Raw genomic sequence first — 19,298 nt, forward strand, 5'->3', positions numbered from 1 at the left:
AACGGGGAGAAGGTGCCGGCAGGCGGATGAAGGGCAGCCTCATCTTCTCAATTTGCCCTCGTTTCGTGAAAATGGTTGTAGACCTGCTTGGCCACGGCCTCCGAAATCCCTTCGACGGCCATGAGGTCGTTCAGGCCTGCGCGTGACACTGCCTTCGCCGTTCCGAAATGTTGCAAAAGCTTGCGCTTCCGGCCCGGTCCAATGCCGGAAATCTCGTCGAGCGGGTTCTTGATCATCTCCTTCTTGCGGCGTGCCCGGTGTGAGCCGATGGCGAACCTGTGGGCTTCGTCACGCATGCGCTGGATGAAATAGAGAACCGGGTCGCGCGGCGGCAGCGAAAAGTCGCTTCTGCCATCGGCAAAGAACCGCTCGCGGCCTGCGTCACGATCGACGCCCTTGGCGACGCCAATGGCGGTGACGACATCGCGAATGCCGAGTTCGTCGAGAATGGCGCGGACTGCGGTCATCTGTCCCTGGCCACCGTCGATCAGGATCACGTCGGGCCATGCGGGGAAGGCCGCATCGTTGATATCGTCGCCAGCCGTTTCCGCTGTGGCTTCGGCATTCGTGCCCGCCGAAATGCTGCGATCTGGAATACCCTCTTCCTTGATGAGACGGGAAAAGCGCCGCGTCATCACTTCCTTCATCATGCCAAAATCGTCGCCGGGGGTGATGTCGGTCGATTTGATGTTGAATTTGCGATACTGGCCCTTCACGAAACCTTCCGGCCCCGCCACGACCATGCCGCCCACGGCATTCGTCCCCATGATATGCGAGTTGTCGTAGATCTCGATACGGCGCGGCTGATAGGGCAGGGCAAATGTCTCGGCCAGCCCCTTGAGCAATCGCGCCTGCGATGAGGTCTCGGCCAGCTTGCGGCCATGCGCTTCGCGGGCGTTGGAAAGAACATGATCGACCAGATCGCGCTTTTCACCGCGCTGCGGCACGAGAATCGAAACCTTGTGGCCGGCCTTTTCGGAAAAGGCGAGCGCCAGCAACTCCTGTTCCTCGACCGTTTCGGACAGCAGGATCTGCTTCGGCACCGGCTTGTCGTCATAGAACTGCGCAAGGAAGGCGTTCAGCACCTCCGCTGCCGGCATCTGCGGATCGGCCTTCGGGAAATAGGCGCGGTTGCCCCAGTTCTGGCCGGTGCGGAAGAAGAAGACCTGGATACAGGTGAGCCCGCCCTCGTGATGGATGGCGAAAATGTCCGCCTCTTCGACGCCGGCCGGATTGATCCCCTGGTGGCTCTGCACATGCGAAAGCGCCGCAAGACGGTCACGGTAGATCGCGGCGCGTTCGAAATCCAGGTCTTCCGCCGCTTCCTGCATCTGGGTAGCGATCGTGTTTTTCACGTTCTGGCTGCGGCCCGAGAGAAAGTCCGAGGCTTCCTTGACGAGATCGGCATACCCCGCATCGCTGACCTCGTGCGTGCAGGGGCCGGAACAGCGCTTGATCTGATAGAGAAGACAGGGGCGCGTGCGGGTTTCGAATACGCTGTCGGTACAGGTTCGCAGCAGGAAGGCGCGCTGCAGCGAGTTGATCGTGCGGCCGACGGCGGAGGCCGATGCAAACGGCCCGAAATACTGGCCCTTTCGTGCCCGCGCACCACGGTGCTTCAAAAGGGCAGGGGCGCGGTGATCGCCACTAATGAGAATATAGGGAAACGACTTGTCGTCGCGCAAAAGCACGTTGAAACGCGGGCGCAAGCGCTTGATCAAGTTCGCTTCGAGCAGCAGCGCTTCGGTTTCCGTCCGCGTCGTGACGAATTCCATATGCGCCGTCTCGCGCACCATGCGGGTGAGGCGGTTCGAATGCAGCCGCCCTTGCGCATAATTGCCGACGCGTTTTTTCAGGCTGCGCGCCTTGCCGACATACATGACGTCGCCGGCCTCGTTGAACATGCGATAGACGCCCGGAGCATTGGGCAGATGCTTGACGAATTCGGCGATCAGATCGGCGCCCTTGAGGCCGCTTTCATTCTTCAGCGCCTCGTTCCAGTCGATCGACGCCGTAATGGCGTCGGCAGCCGTATCCGGCGCCATGACGTCATCCTCGTCATCATCGATATCGTCATAGAGAACGCCGCCATCCGGCAGCTTCTTGTCGTTCATTCCATATCTCCGCCGGCACGCGATCGGTGCCGGGCTCGCCATATCTCGAATCGAAGCCGATTGCTGCTCTCACAGATAGTGTTCGACGGCGCGGTTTGGAAGCAGGCGCGACTGCCGCGTCTCAACCGTGATGCGTGATGAAATGCGGCCGCATTTGGGTTGTCATGCCGGTCTGGAGCTGAAAGCTTGAGGCTCGAGAAGGCATTTTGAAGCATCAGTGGCAACGGTTATTGATAGATCTGCTTGAGCTAAACTCGAACAGTAAGTGTATCTTTGTCGAGGATTGATGATTGTCATCTGGATTTGTATGTATTGACTTGGATGTTCAGGCTTGTTAAGAAATAAGAAAGAAATGTAAAAAAGTTAATGGATGAATTAGTATTTCAGTAAGGTTAATGAATTACATGTTGCGGTGATGCAACATCAAGATTTAGCCTTCTGTGTGCCGCAAACAATTCACAATTCGGCTCTCTCAATTCCTCAATTGCCCTCCAAATTCTCCTCAGCCAGCAGGGAACCAACTCGTCGCCACCAAGTTGATGTGACGACCTTCCCGGCAGCACTAAAAGGAGATTTATATATGCGTATCCTCATCGCAACTCTGATGGCCTCGGCTACCAGCTTCATCGCAATTTCCGCGGCCAATGCTGCTGACGCTGTAGACCAGATCCCGCAGGCACCTGTTGCTGTTGAAGAACCGGCTCCGGCCGTTGGCAACTGGCAGGGCTACTACCTCGGTGCAACCGGCGCTTACGACTGGGGTCGTTTTGGCGAAGGCGATCGTGACGGCAAGCTCGGCGGCGGTCTCTACACCGGTTACAACTGGCAGAGCGGCCAGATCGTCTACGGTGTTGAAGGCGACGTTGCCTATAACGGCGAAAAGGCCGACACCTATCCGGATCTCGAAGGCAAGGCTGGCTGGAACGGCTCGCTGCGTGGTCGCGTCGGTTACGACATGAACCCATTCCTGATCTACGGTACGGCCGGTGTTGCCATCCAGGACAACAAGCTGTCTGACGCAACCTCGTCGGAAAGCAAGACTGCCGTCGGTTACACGGTCGGTGCCGGTGCGGAAGCTTTCGTCACCAACAACATCACGGCTCGTCTGGAATACCGTTACACCGATTTCGGTTCCAAGGACTACAACCTCGACAGCGGCTCCTTCTCGAAGGGCTACGACGACCACAGCGTCAAGGTCGGTATCGGCGTCAAGTTCTAATCAGTCTATAGCCCTAACAGGCTGGGGAAGCCCGCGGCGTGAATGCCGCGGGCTTTTTGCGTCTGGAGCCATCAATCCATCTGGATATTGGCGGCCTTGACGACCGGGCTCCATTTGGCAAGCTCGGCGGTCACATGCTTGCCGAGTTCCTCCGGCGTGGAGCCGACGATCGTCGCGGAAAAATCCTTCATCCGACCGGCCACGGCCGGATCCTTGATCGCTTCGTTGGCTGCCTGGTTGAGCTTGGCGACCACCTCCGGCGGCGTGCCTGCCGGCGCAAACAGCGCATTCCAGGTATAGGTCTCATAGCCCGGCACGGTTTCCGCAACCGTCGGCACGTCGGGGAAGGAGGGCGCCCGTTCCTTGGTTGTCACGCCGAGCGCCTTCAGCGTCCCGCCCTTGATATGGCTGGAGGACGAGGGGAGGTTGTCGAACATGATCGAGATCTGGTTGCCGAGCAGGTCGTTGAGCGCAGGGCCGGCGCCCTTATAGGGCACGTGCTGCATCTTGACGCCCGCCATGCTGTTGAACAGCTCGCCCGAGAGATGCAGCGGCGTGCCGTTGCCGGACGATGCATAGGAATATTTGTCCGGGTCTTTTTTCAGCAGTTCGATCAGTTCCGCCACGGAATTGACCTCGAGCTTCGGGTTGACGACCAGCACATTCGGCACGACGACGAGCAACGAAACGGGTGAAAAGTCCTTTTCGGGATCATAGGGTTTCTGTTTCAGGATCAACGGGTTGAGCGCGTGTGTTGCAACGGTTCCCATCAGGATAGTGTAGCCGTCCGGGTCCGAGCGGGCGACGCGGTCGGCACCGAGATTGCCACCGGCTCCTGCAACGTTTTCGACCACCACCTGCTGGCCTAGAATATCGCCCATCTTCTGCGCCACGACACGCCCGACCACGTCCGTCGAACCGCCGGCGGCAAAGGGCACGACGAGCGTGATCGTCCGGTCGGGGAAGGTTTGCGCATTGGCCTGCTGGCCGAAAGAGAGTGCCGACAGGGCGGTTCCGGCAAGAACAAGCGCGGCGCGGCGCGTAAATGCAGTGAGCTTCATCTGTTTTCCTCCATCACGGCCTCCCGCCGCTCGTCTCATAGTAGCGGAGGAAGGGGTGAGGGCAAGCAATTGAGGTGCTTGGGGATATAGGAGGAAAGTCTAAGTAGAGTGCTAGTTGAGTGGGGTGGGAGGTTTGCCAACTGGGCTTGAGGCAAAGTCCCCTCTGGCCTGCCGACCATCTCTCCCCACGAGGGGGGGGGAGAAAACCGGCGGCAAACGGCTTCTCAAGTTCGACTGCAGCGGATCGGCTGGGTTAAGCCCTCCCCCTTGTGGGGAGGGTTGGGAGGGGACTTTCTTTCATGCGCACCTAGAGAACGGCGAAAGAAAATCCGACGCCGGCAAGCCGATCAGCCAGCCGCCTTCATCTCCGCATAATGATAAAACTTCTTGGCGAAGATATCCGGCCAGGAAGCGAGTTCCGGGCGGCCTTCGGCCCATTGGCCGTTGAAGCGCAGGTCTAGATAGCCGATCATCGCGGCCAGCGCGAAATGGCCGCCATGCAGCTTCTTGGCCGTCTTCGGCAGGTTCTTTTCCAGATAGTCGAGCGACTTGACCACCTTGGCCCACTGCTTGTCGATCCACGGCTGATAGGCGTTCTCTTCCCCGCGGAAGCGGCGCTCGTAGACGATCGAAAGAAGGCAATCCATCACGCCGTCGCAGAGCGCTTCGAGCACCTCCGCCTCGGTGCGCTTTTCGTCCTTTTTCGGATAAAGCTTGCCGCCCGACTTGCGGTCAAGGAAATGCATGATGGCGACGCTGTCATAGATCGGCGCTTCGCCGTCGCGGATCAGCACCGGTATTTTTCCGAGCGGATTGTTGTCGGTCAGTTCCGCCGGTGCCGCATTTGTATCGGTCTTCACCTCGGTCAGTTCGATGCCGAGATGGCGCGCCGCCATGCGGCACTTGGCCGAGTAGGGGGAGGCTGGGGAATATAGGATTTTCATCGGGCTTTCCTCTTTGAATTTTGTCAGCGTGCTGGTGGAAGATTGATCTGGCTGATCGTGCAGCCGCGGCGATCGACCTCTGCGCAGTCGCGGAATTGAAGATCCTTGCTGAGGCAGATGCGGATTTCTTCGAGCTGCCGACCCTCACAGCTTGCGGCGATACCTTTGCGGCTCATGCCGGGATTGGCGCCGAGAAACTTCTGCTCGATTTCATCTGCGGAAAAAGTGAGCGGCCTGTTGCCGCTTGAAAGATCGGCGGGGATCTCCACTCGCTCGAAGGCCGCCCGGACTTTTTCGAAATAGGCCTTCTGGCCAAGTCCGGAGCAGCTGCCGTGCTTTCGCCATTGATGGCCGACAAGCCCCATCGACGGCATGATGTCGAACATCGTTTCGCCAAGTCCGCGCGGTACCCGTTCCGGCTCGGATGTGCGGCAGAAGTCCGGATAGCCCTTTTCATGCTGCGGCCACAGACCATGGACGATGAAGCGGTACTGTTTGTCCAGTCCGCATTGCTGATCGTTCCGGCCGCCCTTGTTGGTCGCGCAGAAGGTGGGGGACCATGAAAGAGACAGCACATAGAAGTCGAAATTTCCGGCGCGGTCCTGTTGACGATCCTGACGACGTTCCTGCGCATTGACCGGGGACAATGTGAAAACCGCGGTTGCGAGCATGATCGCTGCGGCAAAAAGGACCTCGCGGAGAGCCGACGATTTCTTCATCATGATCACGAATCCTCACCATTGGAACACGAGAGCGTTGTAATTGTTGAATGTTCAGTGTCCAAGCGAATAGAGTGCAAATTCGCTGATGGCTGCGTGCAGTGATCGAGGTGGGGAGCAAAGAGCGAAACAGCTGAATGACATTCAAGAAATACCTGTGGCCTGCCGTTGGCGGCCTGACGATAGCGCTTTCGGCGTGGCTTCTCTACAAGGAATTGCGAGGGCTTTCGCTCGATGATCTGTGGGGAAGTCTCGCCGCGATACCCGGTACCCATTGGTGTCTGGCGGCGGCCTCCAGTCTTGTCGCCTACTGGGCTTTGGCGGGATATGATCGAATCGCACTGATGCATCTCGGGCGCAAGATCGACTGGTTTTTCATCACCGTCTGTTCCTTCACCACCTATGCTCTGTCTCACAATATAGGCGCTTCCGTCGTCTCCGGTGCCGTCGTCCGCTACCGCGCCTATTCGACAAGGGGCATGACGCCTGCGGAAATCGGCGTTCTCATCGCCATGTGTTCCTTCACCTTCATGCTCGGTACGCTGATGCTGATCGGCATCATCCTCGTCATCGAGCCGGAGGTAATCCAGCGCTTCGGTGATCTGATCCCGGTCGAGGCTTCCGCGGCGCTCGGTTATTTCCTGCTTCTGCTGATCGGCCTTTATGTGCTGGCAAGCTTCATGAAGCTCAGGCCGCTGACGCTGAAACTCTGGAAGCTCGGCTCGGTGAATATCGTTTATCCCGCGCCGCGGGTGGTCCTGCCGCAGCTTCTGATCGCCCCGATCGAACTGATCGGCGCTGCCGGCATCATCTATTTCGCCCTGCCGGAAGCGGGAAATCCCGGATACATGGTCGTCCTCGGGATTTTTCTCGTGTCCTTTTCCGCAGCACTTCTGTCACATGCACCGGGCGGGCTTGGCGTGCTGGAACTGGTCTTCGTCATGGGCCTGCCGGACATGAACCCGGCCGATGTCATCGCCGCGCTGCTGGTCTTCAGGCTCTTCTACCTGATCATCCCCTTCATTATGGCGCTGGTGGTCATCTTCGTCTTCGAGCGCTCGCAGTTTCGCCGCGATGAGCCGCTGGACATCCAGCGGGCCAAGCAGCAGGAAAAGGCGTAGCGATTATTCCTCGCCGCGTCCGCTCTCTTCGCCGCGCAGCCAGAAGGCGCGTTGCGAGGCAAAACAGTCCTGACCCAGCACGGTCTTCAGCACCGGCAGGAGCGCATGCAGTTCGTCCTTCAGCGTGAAGGGCGGATTGACGATGATGAGGCCGGTGCCGGACAAGCCCGTCGTCTCGCGATCGCTTTTCACCGAAAGCTCGGCGCAGAGCATTTTCGGGATTTCCAGCGCTTGTAGCTCCTCGTGGAAGCTCTTGATCGGCGCACCCTTCTTGATCGGGTACCAGAGGCAATAGGTGCCGCCGGAAAAGCGGCGATAGGCCGTCGCCAGTCCCTTCACCAGTCGCTCGTATTCGCCGGCTTCCTCGAAAGGCGGGTCGACCAGAACGATGCCGCGCTTTTCCTTCGGCGGCAGATGCGCACCGAGCGCCAGCCAGCCGTCGAGTTCGGTCACGCGAACCTGGAAGTCCCCCTCGAACAGATTGTGCAGGCGGTTATAGTCTTCCGGATGCAGTTCCATCGCCGAAAGCCGGTCCTGCGGACGAAACAGCATACGCGCGAGTTTTGGCGAGCCGGGATAAAGCTTGATGCCGCCATTGGGGTTCAGTTCCCGGATTGCGGCGAAATAGGGTTCGAGGATTTCGGCCACATCTGCGGGAAGCTCGGCTTCCATCAACCGACCGATCCCATCCACCCATTCGCCGGTCTTCTGCGCTTCTTCCGACGACAGATCGTAAAGCCCGATGCCGGCATGGGTATCGAGCACGCGAAAGGCCTTGTCCTTTTTCTGCTGGTAACGAACCAGCAGCGCCAGAACGGCGTGCTTGAGAACATCGGCAAAATTGCCCGCGTGATAGATATGCCGGTAGTTCATCTGAGCTTGTGTCTCGCTTGAATAAAATTGATGGCTGCCAAATGGCGCTTTTGGCGCGCCTCTGGTTGCAATATAGAAAAGCCATGAACATCGCGACCCCCATCTCTGCCAAAAGCAAGCCCGGCCACAATTCCGTCGGCCATACCGTCTGTCCCCACGACTGTCCGAGCGCCTGCGCGCTGGATGTCGACCTGACCGAGGACGGCAGGATCGGCCGTGTGCGCGGGTCGTCGGACAACACCTATACGGCGGGCGTCATCTGCGCCAAGGTCGCGCGCTATTCCGAGCGCATCTATCATCCGGGCCGCCTGATGGTGCCGCAGCGCCGCAAAGGGACGAAAGGCGACGGCAACTGGCAGGAGCTTTCCTGGGAGGCGGCACTCGACGAGATTGCCGACGCCTTCGTCAAGGCTGAAGCAAAACATGGTTCCGAGGCCGTCTGGCCGTATTTTTACGCCGGCACGATGGGGCAGGTGCAGCGCGACAGCATCGAGCGCCTGCGCCATGCGAAAAAGTATTCCGGCTTCATGGGCACGATCTGCACCAACATGGCCTGGACCGGTTATGTGATGGGCACGGGCGCATTGCGCGGTCCCGATCCGCGCGAGATGGCCAAGTCCGATTGCGTTGTCATATGGGGCACCAATGCGGTCGCCACCCAGGTCAATGTGATGACCCATGCGATAAGGGCGCGCAAGGAGCGCGGAGCGAAGATCGTCGTCGTCGATATCTACGACAACCCGACGATGAAACAGGCCGACGTGAAGATCGTCCTTCGCCCCGGCACCGACGCCGCACTCGCCTGCGCTTTGATGCATATCGCCTTCCGCGACGGTTATGCCGACCGCGAATATATGGCGAAATATGCCGATGATCCGGCTGGCCTCGAAGCGCATCTGAAATCCCGCACGCCGCAATGGGCGTCCGAAATCACCGGTCTTTCGGTCGAGGAGATCGAGGATTTCGCGCGTCTGATCGGCACGACGAAGAAAACCTTCTTCCGCCTCGGTTACGGTTTTTCCCGCCAGCGCAACGGCACGGCGGCGATGCATGCAGCGCTTTCCGTCGCCACTGTTCTCGGCTCCTGGCAATATGAGGGTGGTGGAGCCTTCCACAATAACGGCGAGATCTTTCGGCTGAACAAGTCCGAGCTGATGGGCACGGCCTATATGGATCCGCAGATCCGCATGCTCGACCAGTCGCAGATCGGCCGCGTGCTGACCGGCGATCCGGTGGCCCTTCGCCATCGCGGCCCGGTAACGGCCCTTCTGATCCAGAACACCAATCCGATGAACATTGCGCCCGAGCAGCGTCTGGTAAAACAGGGCTTTATGCGCGACGACCTGTTCACTGCCGTGCACGAGCAGTTCATGACCGATACGGCGAAGATGGCCGATATCGTGCTTCCAGCCACGATGTTCCTCGAACATGACGATCTCTATCGTGCCGGCGGACAGCAGCATATCCTGCTCGGGCCCAAACTCGTCGAGCCGCCATCGACCGTACGCACCAATCTCTTCGTCATCGAGGAACTTGCAAAACGTCTCGGCGTCGATCACTTTGCCGGTTTCGGCAAAGACGAACGCAGCCATATCGACCGTATCCTCGAGGATAGCGGCTGGGGTTCCTATGACAACCTGAAGGCAGACAAGTGGATCGATGCACAGCCGGATTTCGACACGGCCCATTACATCAACGGCTTTGGGTATCCCGATGGAAAATTCCGTTTCTCGCCTGACTGGATAAACGGCCCGTCGCCCGACCGCACACCGGACAGCGTCGGTCCGCTTGGCCCGCACACGGAACTGCCGCGCTTTCCTGATCATGTCGCGGTGATCGAGGCGGTCGATGCCGAACATCCGTTCCGGCTGGCGACCTCGCCATCGCGCAGTTTTCTCAATTCCAGCTTTGCCGAAACGAAAAGCTCGATCCAGAAGGAGGGCAGGCCGGAAGTGATGATCGAACCGACCGATGCCGAACGTCTGGACATCGTCGACGGCGATATCGTCTGTCTCGGTAATCGCCGTGGCGAAATCCGCCTTCATGCGAAACTGGTGCCGGGGGCAAAGCCGGGCGTGCTGATTGCCGAAGGTCTGTGGCCCAACGACGCGCATCTTGACGGAGAGGGGATCAACGTCCTGACCGGTGCTGATCCGGTTGCTCCCTTCGGAGGTGCCGCCGTCCACGACAACAAGGTCTGGCTCCGCAAGGCCTGATCCTGCATCATCGACGAGAATCACAAGAACAGGAACGGACATGATCGACATCGACACTTCCGAAGCAGAGCGCGTGCGCCTCGTATCGAGAAAGACCCTATGGAAGGGTTTTGTGACGCTGGAGATGTTGACCTTCGAACAACAGATGCGGGATGGGAGTGTGGTCACGGTCACTCGCGAGGTCCATGACCACGGCAGTGCTGCGGCCATTCTCCTGCATAATCCAGCCGATGATACTATCGTTCTCGTGCGCCAGTTCCGCTCGGGTGCCTTTGCCAATGGCGACCCGGCTTACATGTTGGAAATTCCGGCGGGGCTGGTCGACGAAGGAGAAATCCCGGCCGAAGCTGTGGTCCGCGAGGCTATGGAAGAGACCGGCTTCGGGATAGCGAAGGCCCGCTACATCTGCGACGTCTATGCCAGTCCCGGCGCGCTGACGGAGAAGCTGTCGCTCTTTGTCGCCAGCGTCGATGCCGAAAAGCGCACCGGTCTCGGTGGCGGCCTTGCGGGTGAGGCAGAAGATATCGAGGTTGTCACACTCGGCCTCGATGAGGCCTACAGGATGATCGGCACCGGCGAAATCACCGATGCCAAGACGATCATAGCATTGCAGTGGGCAATGCTGCACCGTGCGGAACTGGCTCCAGCCTGAGACACATACTCGGTGTAAAATCCTCGCGGCTTCATACGAATGTCACGAAACGCGCCTAACGGCTCCAGCCTGCAGGACCGAAAGCTTTAGGAGATGATCATGTGGCTTGGCAATTTCACCCTCGTTTTGCCGGACCAGATCGTTGAAGGCGGATCGGTCAGGATCGAGGACGGCGCGATCGCCGAAATCCGTGATGAGGCGGTCGCCGATGCCGTGATCGATGGCGGCGGGCGCTATCTGATGCCGGGGTTCGTCGATCTCCACGGCGACATGATCGAGCGCGAGATTTCCCCGCGCCCCAAGGCAGAGATGCCGATCGATTTCGGCATCCATGAACTCGACAAGAAGCTTGCCGCCCATGGTGTGACGACCGCCTATGCGGCCGTCTCCTTCGCCACCGAAAGCGTCTACGGCAATGTCCGGTCGCTGGCGACGACCTCTGCCGTTATCGAGGGCATCAACCGGCTGCGAGACGATCTGCTGATCGACCACCGCGTCCATGCCCGTTACGAGATCACCAATGTCGGTGCAGCAGCAACGCTGGAACGGCTGCTGGAAGCCGGCGAGATCGACATGGTGTCGCTGACCGACCACACGCCGGGGCAGGGTCAGTACAACAATATCGAAGCCTACGTGCTGAGCATGTCCGAGCGCCGCTCGATCTCGATCGAGACTGCGCAGGAGATGATCAACAAGCGTATCGAGATGCGCAGCAACCCGGAAATCGAGACGCGATTGAAGGAAATCGTCGCGCTGTCGAAAAAGCACGGCCTGTCGCTCGCCTCGCATGATGACGACAGCGCCGAAAAAGTCATCGAGATGTTCGAACTCGGTGTGACGATCAGCGAGTTTCCGGTGACGATGGCGGCTGCAGAGGAAGCCATCCGCCGCGGCCTCCATACGCTGATGGGCGCTCCGAATGCGCTGCGTGGCGGCTCCATGTCCGGTAATCTGAGCGCGCTCGATGCGGCGAGCGCTGGACTGTTGTCGACCATCGCCGCTGACTACCACCCGGCCGCTTTCGTTCCCGCAATCTTCAAGCTCGCCGACATCATGACCATTGGCCTGCCCAAGGCGGTTGCCATGGCAACGTCGAACGCTGCCCGCGCTGCAGGCCTGACCGATCGCGGCGAAATCTCGATCGGTCAGCGTGCCGATCTGGTGGTGGTCGAAACCGGCGACGTCCACCGCATCCGCGCCACTTTCCGCGACGGCCGTTTCGTCTATAGCGATGGGACCTTGCACCCGTTGCAGATGATGGCGGCTTGAGACTGCCGTTTAATCTTCCCAGGATTTCTGGTTTTTCGGCAATCGGCCAGTCGGGTCTATGACTACGACTCTATGCGGCATTTCGCTGGACCATTTCCAGAGTACAAGGTTTCGAATTGAAGCCGCGGCTCGATGCGCGAATGAAGGTACGAGTATGCCAGCGAATTTTTTGGAGAGCGCGTCGTAGATCGTCCATGACTGAGGGCGCCGATTCTCCGACAGGGCGCTTGCCCAGGCATCAGACATGTTTTCGTAAGAAATACCGTACTCCTGTCTAATGCCTTCATCGCCGAGATCGGCGATGTCCTCGCAGTCAACCTCGTAAGCGCAGATCGTCAGTGGGTGGATTTTATGCCCAAAGCCTTGACTGGCCTCTGTAATAGCGCCCTCGATAGTGGTCGACAGATAAAGCGCAGGAACGTCTTTCGGATTAAAGCGGGCACCGCGGATGGCCGCGCCATCTCCCGAAACGGGGCTCATTGCCCAGCGCGGATCATGGGCACGATAACAAATGCCCTGAAATCTCAAGCGAACCCGCCAAGTGCAAGATGGTCCAGATAATCTCTGACTGCTGCTGCCTTGCCGCTTTTGACCAGGCTTTCTGCCGTGCGTCCGCCAAAGGCGGGGAGTGGCTCAGCGCGGTACCAGGCCAATGCCTGTCGTTCGCTACCTGACCATTCGGTCACCCTGTGAATGATTTCGGCCATCTCGCCGATCCGTGCGACGACTGCGGGGGCTTGAGCGCGCTCTTTCCGCTGCAGACTATTAGCTGAAAGGCCTGCGGTTTCAGCGAGTTCGCGTTTGGAGATGCCTAGGCGAACAGATACCGCATCGATATCGATGGTGGGCATTTCCTTGAAGTCGCGTGCGATCGCATGCTTGTTCATGGCGGCGGCCTTTTTGTACGTCACTAGCGTACAAAAATACGCCGACAGCGTAATTCTGTCGAGTCTGTTGAGTATCGATCAGAGAGCCGGTGAAATCAGCGTTGCATCGTCTCCGGGCAGGACATCTGCAAACACAGCCCTTCCACCTTCCATTCTCACCTTGCCTTCGGCAAATAGCTTCAGCGCCAGCGGGTAGAGCTTGTGTTCCACCGTCAGCACGCGGCCCGCCAGCGTGTTGGCTGTATCGTCGGAGATGACCGGCACGGCCGCCTGCGCCACGATCGGGCCTTCATCCATGCCTTCGGTAACGAAATGTACGCTGCAGCCGGCGATTTTCATTCCGGCATCGATGGCGCGCTGATGCGTGTGAAGGCCGGGGAATAGCGGCAGAAGGGAAGGGTGGATGTTGAGGATGCGGCCCTCATAAGGGCGGATGAAGTCGCCCGAGATCAGCCGCATGTAACCCGCGAGACAGATGATGTCCGGGTTAATCTCGGCAAGCGCATCGAGGATTGCCGCCTCGTGCTCGGCCTTGCCCGCATAGGCCTTGCGCTCGAAGACAAAAGTCTTGATGCCGCGCGCCTCGGCCTTGGCGAGCCCACCTGCCGTAGGCTTGTCGGAAATCACGGCGACGATCTCGGCCGGAAAGCCGGGTTCGGCACAGGCATCGGCCAGCGACACCATGTTGGAGCCGCCGCCCGAGATGAAGACGACGACGCGCTTTTTGGCCGAGTTCATGATCTCATCCTCAAGACGTTGAGAAATTACAGGCCGAGCGTACCCTTGTAGATGACGCCGGCGCCGCCTTCAGCGCGTTCGACCATGCGGCCGAGCTGCACGACGGTCTCGCCTTCGGCCGCAAGAGCGTCGGTCACCGCCTTGGCGTTTTCTTCCGAGACAACGACGATCATGCCGACGCCACAGTTGAAGGTGCGCAGCATTTCCTTCGGCTCAACGCCACCGGTCTTTGCCAGCCAGGAGAACACGGCCGGAACCGGGATGTTACCGAGTTCAATTTCAGCTGCGAGGTGCTTTGGCAAGACGCGCGGGATATTTTCCGGAAAACCGCCGCCGGTGATATGGGCGAGAGCCTTGAGCGCATGCGTCTCGCGGATCGCCTTCAGGAGCGGCTTCACATAGATGCGGGTCGGCGTCAGCAGCGCTTCGCCGAGCTTCTTGTCTGCCGCGAACGGGGCAGGGGCATCCCAGCCGAGGCCGGAAAGCGCCACGATCTTGCGCACCAGCGAGAAGCCGTTGGAATGCACGCCGGAAGAGGTCAGCCCGAGGATGACATCGCCCGAAGCGATGTCGCCGGCCGGCAGAAGCTGGCCACGTTCGGCAGCGCCCACGGCAAAACCTGCAAGGTCGTAATCGCCGTCGGAATACATGCCCGGCATTTCAGCCGTCTCGCCGCCGATCAGCGCACAGCCGGATTCGACGCAGCCCGCTGCAATGCCCTTGACGATCGCCGCACCCTGGTCGGGATCGAGCTTGCCGGTGGCGTAATAATCGAGGAACAGCAGCGGTTCCGCACCCTGAACGACGAGATCGTTGACGCACATGGCGACGAGGTCGATGCCGACCGTGTCGTGGAAATCGGCGTCGATGGCGATCTTCAGCTTGGTGCCGACGCCGTCATTGGCGGCAACCAGGATAGGGTCGTTGAAGCCCGCGGCCTTCAGATCGAACAGGCCGCCGAAACCGCCGATCTCGCCGTCAGCGCCGGGACGACGGGTCGAACGCACCGCCGGCTTGATCTTCTCGACCATCAGGTTACCGGCATCGATATCGACGCCCGCATCGCTATAGGTGAGACCGTTCTTGCCTGCCTCGCTCATAATCCATCTCCAGTCCGGACCCAAAGGGAACTATAAGCTGCCGCCAATTGCACGACGCGCCCGGATATGCAAGCGTTCCGGCCATGTTTTAAAGGCATTTCACAGGCATGGTTGCTAACCGGGATGTGAACTTGACCTCATCCCTCAAGCCCCTCATATGCCTCATGGACCGCAGGCAGGAGCTTGCAGAGAGTTAAGGAGCAGACATGCCATATCACGTCAGTGGCGCAAGCCTGAAGCGCCACATCCTGTTCTGGCTGGGTGTGCTTGTCGGGTTCATCCTTTTCCTCTGGTTCTTTTCCTCGATCCTCCTGCCATTCGTGGCGGGCATGGCACTTGCCTATTTCCTCGACCCGGTCGCCGACTGGCTGGAGCGGCGTGGCTTGAGCCGGGCGATGGCAACCGTCGTCATCCTCGTCTGCTTCGTGACCATATTCGCGCTGGCCCTGATGCTCGTCATTCCGATCATCATCAGCCAGTTCACCCAGTTCGCGGCGGCGCTTCCCGGCTACATTTCCGAATTGCAGACGATCATTTCCAGCCCGCAGACATCTTTCCTGCCACCCTGGATCTCGGCGCAGATAGAAACAGTAAAAGAGAATTTCTCGCAGGTCCTGAGCCAGGGCGCCGGCTTTATCGGTTCGCTTCTCGGCCAGATCTGGAATTCCGGCAAGGCGATCGTCGATGTCATGTCGCTTCTGGTGGTCACGCCTGTCGTCGCCTTTTATATCCTGCTCGACTGGGACCGCATGGTGCGCAAGGTCGACAGCTGGATTCCGCGCGATCAGGTGCAAGTGGTTCGCCAGATCGCCCGTGACATGGATCAGTCGGTGGCGGGCTTCATCCGCGGCCAAGGGTCGCTCTGCCTCATCCTCGGCATCTATTACGCTGTCGGCTTGTCGCTGGTTGGGCTGAATTTCGGCCTGCTGATCGGCTTCGTCGCAGGCATGATCTCCTTCATTCCCTATATCGGTTCACTCATCGGCCTCGTCATGGCGATTGGCGTGGCGCTTGTGCAGTTCTGGCCGGATTTCCCCTGGATTCTCGCCGTCGCAGCCGTGTTCTTCTCCGGCCAGTTCCTTGAAGGCAACATCCTGCAGCCGAAACTGGTTGGCCAGAGCGTCGGCCTCCATCCCGTCTGGCTGATGTTCGCGCTATTTGCCTTCGGTGCACTGTTTGGCTTTGTCGGCCTGCTGATCGCGGTGCCTGCCGCGGCGGTGGTCGGCGTGCTTGTCCGTTTCGCCTTGGCACGATATCTTGATAGCGATATCTATTATGGCCGCTCCGCCGAACTTCCTTGGGAGGAGGGCGCGCCGCATGCCGTCGATCACCAGAACGACGCGCGTGAAATTGAAGCTCCCAAGAACAATTGAAATCGCCCAGAACGGCTGAATCGCCAGAACGACCCGAATTGAATGACTGACCCGATAGACCGCCCGCAAGGCAAGGGCGAACAATTGCCCCTGCAATTTTCCCACGATGCAGCCCGCGGCCGTGATGACCTCATGGTCTCCGAGCGTATGGCCGCTGCCGTATCGATTGTCGATGAATGGCCGAACTGGCCGTCGCCGGTCGTCGTACTCGCCGGCCCGGTCGGATCGGGCAAGTCGCATCTAGCCCATATCTGGCGCGAACAGTCGGGCGCGCAGGAAATCCATCCCGCCGCCGGTTCCAACGCATCGCAGATTGCGGCCGGCGGCCCTGTCCTGTTCGAGGATGCCGATCGCCGCGGTTTTGACGATGCCGAGCTTTTCCACGTCATCAACGCTGTACGCCAGCATGGCCAGACATTGCTGATGACGTCGCGCCTCTGGCCGACCTCATGGGCAGTTGAATTGCCGGATCTGAAGTCGCGTCTTAAGGCCGCGACGGTGGTGGAAATCGGCGAGCCTGACGAAGAGCTTCTCGCCCAGGTGATGATCAAGCTGTTTTCCGACCGGCAGCTTAATATTGATGACAAGCTTGTCAGCTATATCGTCAACCGGATGGAGCGTTCGCTCGAAACAGCGCAGCGTGTCGTCGAGCAGCTGGATCATCTGGCGCTCTCGCGCGGCACCCGCATCAACCGGGCGCTGGCGGCGGAAGTGCTGGAGAGTTTCGGTCAGACTGACGCGGGAGATTGACTGTCACAGTTCCGTCGTCAAAACATTATACGGCCGAAAGGCTTAACACTGAGGATGGAGCTCATGGACCAGATCGCCGAAACGTCGGAAACTAAGGAAGTCGTTGTTGACGCGATCCCGAGCTTCGAGGAGCAGCTTGCAAGCTCCGACCGATTCATCAACCGCGAATTCTCCTGGCTGCAGTTCAACCGCCGTGTTCTGGAAGAAACGCTGAACACCGCCCATCCGCTGCTTGAGCGCGTTCGGTTCCTGTCGATCTCGGCCGCCAACCTCGACGAATTCTTCATGGTACGCGTTGCCGGTCTCGAAGGCCAGGTCCGTCAGGGCATCGTCATCCGCAGCCCCGACGGCAAGACGCCGGCCGAACAGCTCGACTCTATCCTGCAGGAGATCGACAACCTGCAGATGGAGCAGCAGGCCTCTCTCGCCGTGCTGCAGCAATATCTGGCGCAAGAAGACATCCTCATCGTTCGCCCCAACGCTCTGTCCGCCGAAGACAAGACATGGCTTGCGACCGATTTCGAGGAAGACCTGTTCCCTGTCCTGACGCCGCTCGCCATCGATCCTGCCCATCCGTTCCCGTTCATCCCGAACCTCGGCTTCTCCATGGGCCTGCAGTTGCACAGCCTGCACGGCAAGGAGCCGATGACGGGGCTGCTTCGCCTGCCTACCACGCTCGACCGTTTCGTCCGCCTGCCGGATGATGGTTCGACGATCCGCTACATCACGCTGGAAGACGTAGTCGGTATGTTCACCGACCGGCTGTTCCCCGGTTACGAGGTCAAGGGCGCCGGTACCTTCCGCATCATCCGCGACAGCGACCTTGAAGTGGAAGAAGAAGCCGAAGACCTGGTGCGCTTCTTCGAAACGGCGCTGAAGCGCCGCCGTCGCGGCAAGGTCATCCGCATCGAGACCGATAGCGAAATGCCGGCATCGCTGCGCCAGTTCGTGGTTCAGGAGCTCGGCGTGCCGGAAAACCGCGTCGCGGTTCTGCCCGGTCTTCTCGCGCTGAATACGATGTCGGAAATCACCAAGGCACCGCGCGAAGACCTGCGTTTCGACAGCTACAATGCCCGATTTCCGGAGCGGGTTCGCGACCATGCTGGCGACTGCCTTGCTGCCATCCGCGAAAAGGACATGGTGGTCCACCATCCGTATGAAAGCTTTGACGTGGTTGTGCAGTTCCTTCTGCAGGCCGCCCGCGACCCCGACGTCCTTGCCATCAAGCAGACCCTCTACAGAACCTCCAACGACAGCCCGATCGTCCGGGCGCTGATCGATGCTGCCGAAGCCGGAAAGTCGGTGACGGCGCTGGTCGAATTGAAGGCGCGTTTCGACGAAGAAGCCAACATCCGCTGGGCGCGCGACCTTGAGCGCGCCGGCGTGCAGGTCGTTTTCGGCTTCATCGAGCTCAAGACCCACGCGAAAATGTCGATGGTCGTGCGCCGCGAAGACGGCAAGCTGCGCACCTATTGCCACCTCGGCACCGGCAACTATCACCCGATCACCGCCAAGATCTATACCGACCTGTCCTTCTTCACCTGCAATCCGAAGATCGCCCATGACATGGCGAATATCTTCAACTTCATCACCGGTTACGGTGAGCCGAAGGAGAGCATGAAGCTTGCTGTGTCGCCTTATACGTTGCGCCCGCGCATCCTCCGCCATATCGAGGAAGAGATCGTCCATGCCAAGGCTGGTCGTCCGGCTGCGATCTGGATGAAGATGAACTCCCTGGTCGACCCGGAAATCATCGACGCGCTCTATCGCGCCAGCCATGCCGGCGTTGAGGTCGATCTCGTCGTGCGCGGCATCTGCTGCCTTCGACCCCAGGTCAAGGGTCTCTCCGACAACATCCGCGTCAAGTCGATCGTCGGTCGTTTCCTCGAACACAGCCGCATCTTCTGCTTCGGCAACGGCCAAGGCCTGCCCTCCGACAAGGCGCTGGTTTACATCGGCTCTGCCGACATGATGCCGCGTAATCTCGATCGCCGTGTCGAGACGCTCGTGCCGCTGCTCAACCCGACGGTGCATGAACAGGTTCTATCGCAGATTATGCTGGGCAATCTGATTGACAACCAGCAGAGCTACGAGATACTGCCGGACGGGACGTCGAGGCGCATGGAGGTGCGCAAGGGTGAGGAGCCTTTCAACGCCCAGCACTATTTCATGACCAACCCGAGCCTTTCCGGCCGCGGGGAAGCCTTGAAGTCTAGCGCACCGAAACTGATTGCCGGAGTAATGTCTGGCCGTAAGAAATAG

The 19,298-nt window shown here is 59.5% G+C and carries 17 protein-coding genes; 8 read left to right on the plus strand and 9 right to left on the minus strand.

Annotated elements, in window-relative coordinates; genetic code table 11:
• Window positions 1-47: 47 nt before the first annotated feature.
• Entirely contained in the window at window positions 48-2,114 is a 2,067-nt protein-coding gene (gene uvrC / locus JNB91_RS08240) for an excinuclease ABC subunit UvrC (protein ID WP_220325032.1), read from the minus strand.
• A 580-nt stretch (window positions 2,115-2,694) separates the two neighbouring features.
• Between uvrC and JNB91_RS08245 the strand changes: the two genes are divergently transcribed.
• Window positions 2,695-3,333: an outer membrane protein gene (locus JNB91_RS08245; RefSeq protein WP_220325033.1), complete on the plus strand. Its 639-nt coding sequence runs from the start codon at window positions 2,695-2,697 to the stop codon at window positions 3,331-3,333.
• Window positions 3,334-3,404: 71 nt separating this feature from the next.
• Here JNB91_RS08245 and JNB91_RS08250 read toward each other — a convergent pair whose 3' ends face one another.
• The 3 genes from JNB91_RS08250 to JNB91_RS08260 form a co-directional block, all read right to left on the minus strand.
• On the minus strand, window positions 3,405-4,394 hold the full coding sequence (locus JNB91_RS08250) for a Bug family tripartite tricarboxylate transporter substrate binding protein (protein WP_220325034.1): 990 nt from the start codon (window positions 4,392-4,394) through the stop codon (window positions 3,405-3,407).
• 347 nt (window positions 4,395-4,741) lie between these two features.
• Window positions 4,742-5,338 (minus strand): glutathione S-transferase family protein, encoded by a 597-nt coding sequence (locus tag JNB91_RS08255; protein WP_220325035.1) that lies wholly within the window; start codon window positions 5,336-5,338, stop codon window positions 4,742-4,744.
• Between the two features lie 23 nt (window positions 5,339-5,361).
• Window positions 5,362-6,060 (minus strand): ribonuclease T2 family protein, encoded by a 699-nt coding sequence (locus JNB91_RS08260; RefSeq protein WP_220325036.1) that lies wholly within the window; start codon window positions 6,058-6,060, stop codon window positions 5,362-5,364.
• 134 nt (window positions 6,061-6,194) lie between these two features.
• Between JNB91_RS08260 and JNB91_RS08265 the strand changes: the two genes are divergently transcribed.
• On the plus strand, window positions 6,195-7,178 hold the full coding sequence (locus JNB91_RS08265) for a lysylphosphatidylglycerol synthase domain-containing protein (protein WP_220325037.1): 984 nt from the start codon (window positions 6,195-6,197) through the stop codon (window positions 7,176-7,178).
• A gap of 3 nt (window positions 7,179-7,181) precedes the next feature.
• Here the strand turns inward: JNB91_RS08265 and JNB91_RS08270 are convergent, their stop codons facing one another.
• On the minus strand, window positions 7,182-8,051 hold the full coding sequence (locus JNB91_RS08270; RefSeq protein ID WP_220325038.1) for a 23S rRNA (adenine(2030)-N(6))-methyltransferase RlmJ: 870 nt from the start codon (window positions 8,049-8,051) through the stop codon (window positions 7,182-7,184).
• Window positions 8,052-8,134: 83 nt separating this feature from the next.
• Between JNB91_RS08270 and JNB91_RS08275 the strand changes: the two genes are divergently transcribed.
• The 3 genes from JNB91_RS08275 to JNB91_RS08285 all read left to right on the plus strand — a co-directional run bounded on the left by JNB91_RS08275 (window position 8,135) and on the right by JNB91_RS08285 (window position 12,188).
• Complete coding sequence (locus JNB91_RS08275; protein ID WP_220325039.1) at window positions 8,135-10,267, plus strand: molybdopterin-containing oxidoreductase family protein; 2,133 nt, start codon at window positions 8,135-8,137, stop codon at window positions 10,265-10,267.
• A 40-nt stretch (window positions 10,268-10,307) separates the two neighbouring features.
• Window positions 10,308-10,919 (plus strand): NUDIX domain-containing protein, encoded by a 612-nt coding sequence (locus JNB91_RS08280; protein ID WP_220325040.1) that lies wholly within the window; start codon window positions 10,308-10,310, stop codon window positions 10,917-10,919.
• A gap of 99 nt (window positions 10,920-11,018) precedes the next feature.
• Window positions 11,019-12,188 carry an alpha-D-ribose 1-methylphosphonate 5-triphosphate diphosphatase gene (locus JNB91_RS08285; RefSeq protein WP_220325041.1) on the plus strand — a complete coding sequence of 390 codons (1,170 nt, stop codon included), beginning with the start codon at window positions 11,019-11,021 and terminating at the stop codon, window positions 12,186-12,188.
• Between the two features lie 9 nt (window positions 12,189-12,197).
• Here the strand turns inward: JNB91_RS08285 and JNB91_RS08290 are convergent, their stop codons facing one another.
• The 4 genes from JNB91_RS08290 to purM all read right to left on the minus strand — a co-directional run bounded on the left by JNB91_RS08290 (window position 12,198) and on the right by purM (window position 14,913).
• On the minus strand, window positions 12,198-12,716 hold the full coding sequence (locus JNB91_RS08290) for an RES family NAD+ phosphorylase (protein ID WP_220325042.1): 519 nt from the start codon (window positions 12,714-12,716) through the stop codon (window positions 12,198-12,200).
• Complete coding sequence (locus JNB91_RS08295) at window positions 12,713-13,075, minus strand: MbcA/ParS/Xre antitoxin family protein (RefSeq protein WP_220325043.1); 363 nt, start codon at window positions 13,073-13,075, stop codon at window positions 12,713-12,715. Before JNB91_RS08295 ends, JNB91_RS08290 begins: the two co-directional genes overlap by 4 nt.
• Window positions 13,076-13,153: 78 nt before the next feature.
• On the minus strand, window positions 13,154-13,813 hold the full coding sequence (gene purN / locus JNB91_RS08300) for a phosphoribosylglycinamide formyltransferase (RefSeq protein WP_220325044.1): 660 nt from the start codon (window positions 13,811-13,813) through the stop codon (window positions 13,154-13,156).
• Window positions 13,814-13,839: 26 nt separating this feature from the next.
• Window positions 13,840-14,913 carry a phosphoribosylformylglycinamidine cyclo-ligase gene (gene purM / locus JNB91_RS08305; RefSeq protein WP_220325045.1) on the minus strand — a complete coding sequence of 358 codons (1,074 nt, stop codon included), beginning with the start codon at window positions 14,911-14,913 and terminating at the stop codon, window positions 13,840-13,842.
• Window positions 14,914-15,119: 206 nt separating this feature from the next.
• On the opposite strand from purM, the gene JNB91_RS08310 reads away from it, so the two are divergent.
• The 3 genes from JNB91_RS08310 to JNB91_RS08320 all read left to right on the plus strand — a co-directional run bounded on the left by JNB91_RS08310 (window position 15,120) and on the right by JNB91_RS08320 (window position 19,298).
• Window positions 15,120-16,286, plus strand: coding sequence for an AI-2E family transporter (locus tag JNB91_RS08310; RefSeq protein ID WP_220325046.1), 1,167 nt, complete (start codon window positions 15,120-15,122; stop codon window positions 16,284-16,286).
• Between the two features lie 42 nt (window positions 16,287-16,328).
• A complete protein-coding gene (gene hdaA, locus JNB91_RS08315; RefSeq protein ID WP_220325047.1) occupies window positions 16,329-17,036 on the plus strand; it encodes a DnaA regulatory inactivator HdaA in 708 nt (235 codons plus the stop codon).
• A 63-nt stretch (window positions 17,037-17,099) separates the two neighbouring features.
• The gene (locus tag JNB91_RS08320; protein WP_220325048.1) at window positions 17,100-19,298 is read left to right on the plus strand and encodes an RNA degradosome polyphosphate kinase; all 2,199 of its coding nucleotides are present in this window, start codon (window positions 17,100-17,102) and stop codon (window positions 19,296-19,298) included.

Origin of the sequence: Aliirhizobium wenxiniae (assembly GCF_019511445.1) — a bacterium.
Lineage (GTDB): Bacteria > Pseudomonadota > Alphaproteobacteria > Rhizobiales > Rhizobiaceae > Neorhizobium > Neorhizobium wenxiniae_A.

Excerpts from the sequence above, each read along its gene's own strand:
- uvrC (WP_220325032.1), bottom strand. The coding sequence starts at position 2,114 with ATGAACGACAAGAAGCTGCCGGATGGCGGCGTTCTCTATGACGATATC.
- JNB91_RS08245 (WP_220325033.1), top strand. The coding sequence starts at position 2,695 with ATGCGTATCCTCATCGCAACTCTGATGGCCTCGGCTACCAGCTTCATC.
- JNB91_RS08250 (WP_220325034.1), bottom strand. The coding sequence starts at position 4,394 with ATGAAGCTCACTGCATTTACGCGCCGCGCCGCGCTTGTTCTTGCCGGA.
- JNB91_RS08255 (WP_220325035.1), bottom strand. The coding sequence starts at position 5,338 with ATGAAAATCCTATATTCCCCAGCCTCCCCCTACTCGGCCAAGTGCCGC.
- JNB91_RS08260 (WP_220325036.1), bottom strand. The coding sequence starts at position 6,060 with ATGATGAAGAAATCGTCGGCTCTCCGCGAGGTCCTTTTTGCCGCAGCG.
- JNB91_RS08265 (WP_220325037.1), top strand. The coding sequence starts at position 6,195 with ATGACATTCAAGAAATACCTGTGGCCTGCCGTTGGCGGCCTGACGATA.
- JNB91_RS08270 (WP_220325038.1), bottom strand. The coding sequence starts at position 8,051 with ATGAACTACCGGCATATCTATCACGCGGGCAATTTTGCCGATGTTCTC.
- JNB91_RS08275 (WP_220325039.1), top strand. The coding sequence starts at position 8,135 with ATGAACATCGCGACCCCCATCTCTGCCAAAAGCAAGCCCGGCCACAAT.
- JNB91_RS08280 (WP_220325040.1), top strand. The coding sequence starts at position 10,308 with ATGATCGACATCGACACTTCCGAAGCAGAGCGCGTGCGCCTCGTATCG.
- JNB91_RS08285 (WP_220325041.1), top strand. The coding sequence starts at position 11,019 with ATGTGGCTTGGCAATTTCACCCTCGTTTTGCCGGACCAGATCGTTGAA.
- JNB91_RS08295 (WP_220325043.1), bottom strand. The coding sequence starts at position 13,075 with ATGAACAAGCATGCGATCGCACGCGACTTCAAGGAAATGCCCACCATC.
- purN (WP_220325044.1), bottom strand. The coding sequence starts at position 13,813 with ATGAACTCGGCCAAAAAGCGCGTCGTCGTCTTCATCTCGGGCGGCGGC.
- purM (WP_220325045.1), bottom strand. The coding sequence starts at position 14,913 with ATGAGCGAGGCAGGCAAGAACGGTCTCACCTATAGCGATGCGGGCGTC.
- JNB91_RS08310 (WP_220325046.1), top strand. The coding sequence starts at position 15,120 with ATGCCATATCACGTCAGTGGCGCAAGCCTGAAGCGCCACATCCTGTTC.
- hdaA (WP_220325047.1), top strand. The coding sequence starts at position 16,329 with ATGACTGACCCGATAGACCGCCCGCAAGGCAAGGGCGAACAATTGCCC.
- JNB91_RS08320 (WP_220325048.1), top strand. The coding sequence starts at position 17,100 with ATGGACCAGATCGCCGAAACGTCGGAAACTAAGGAAGTCGTTGTTGAC.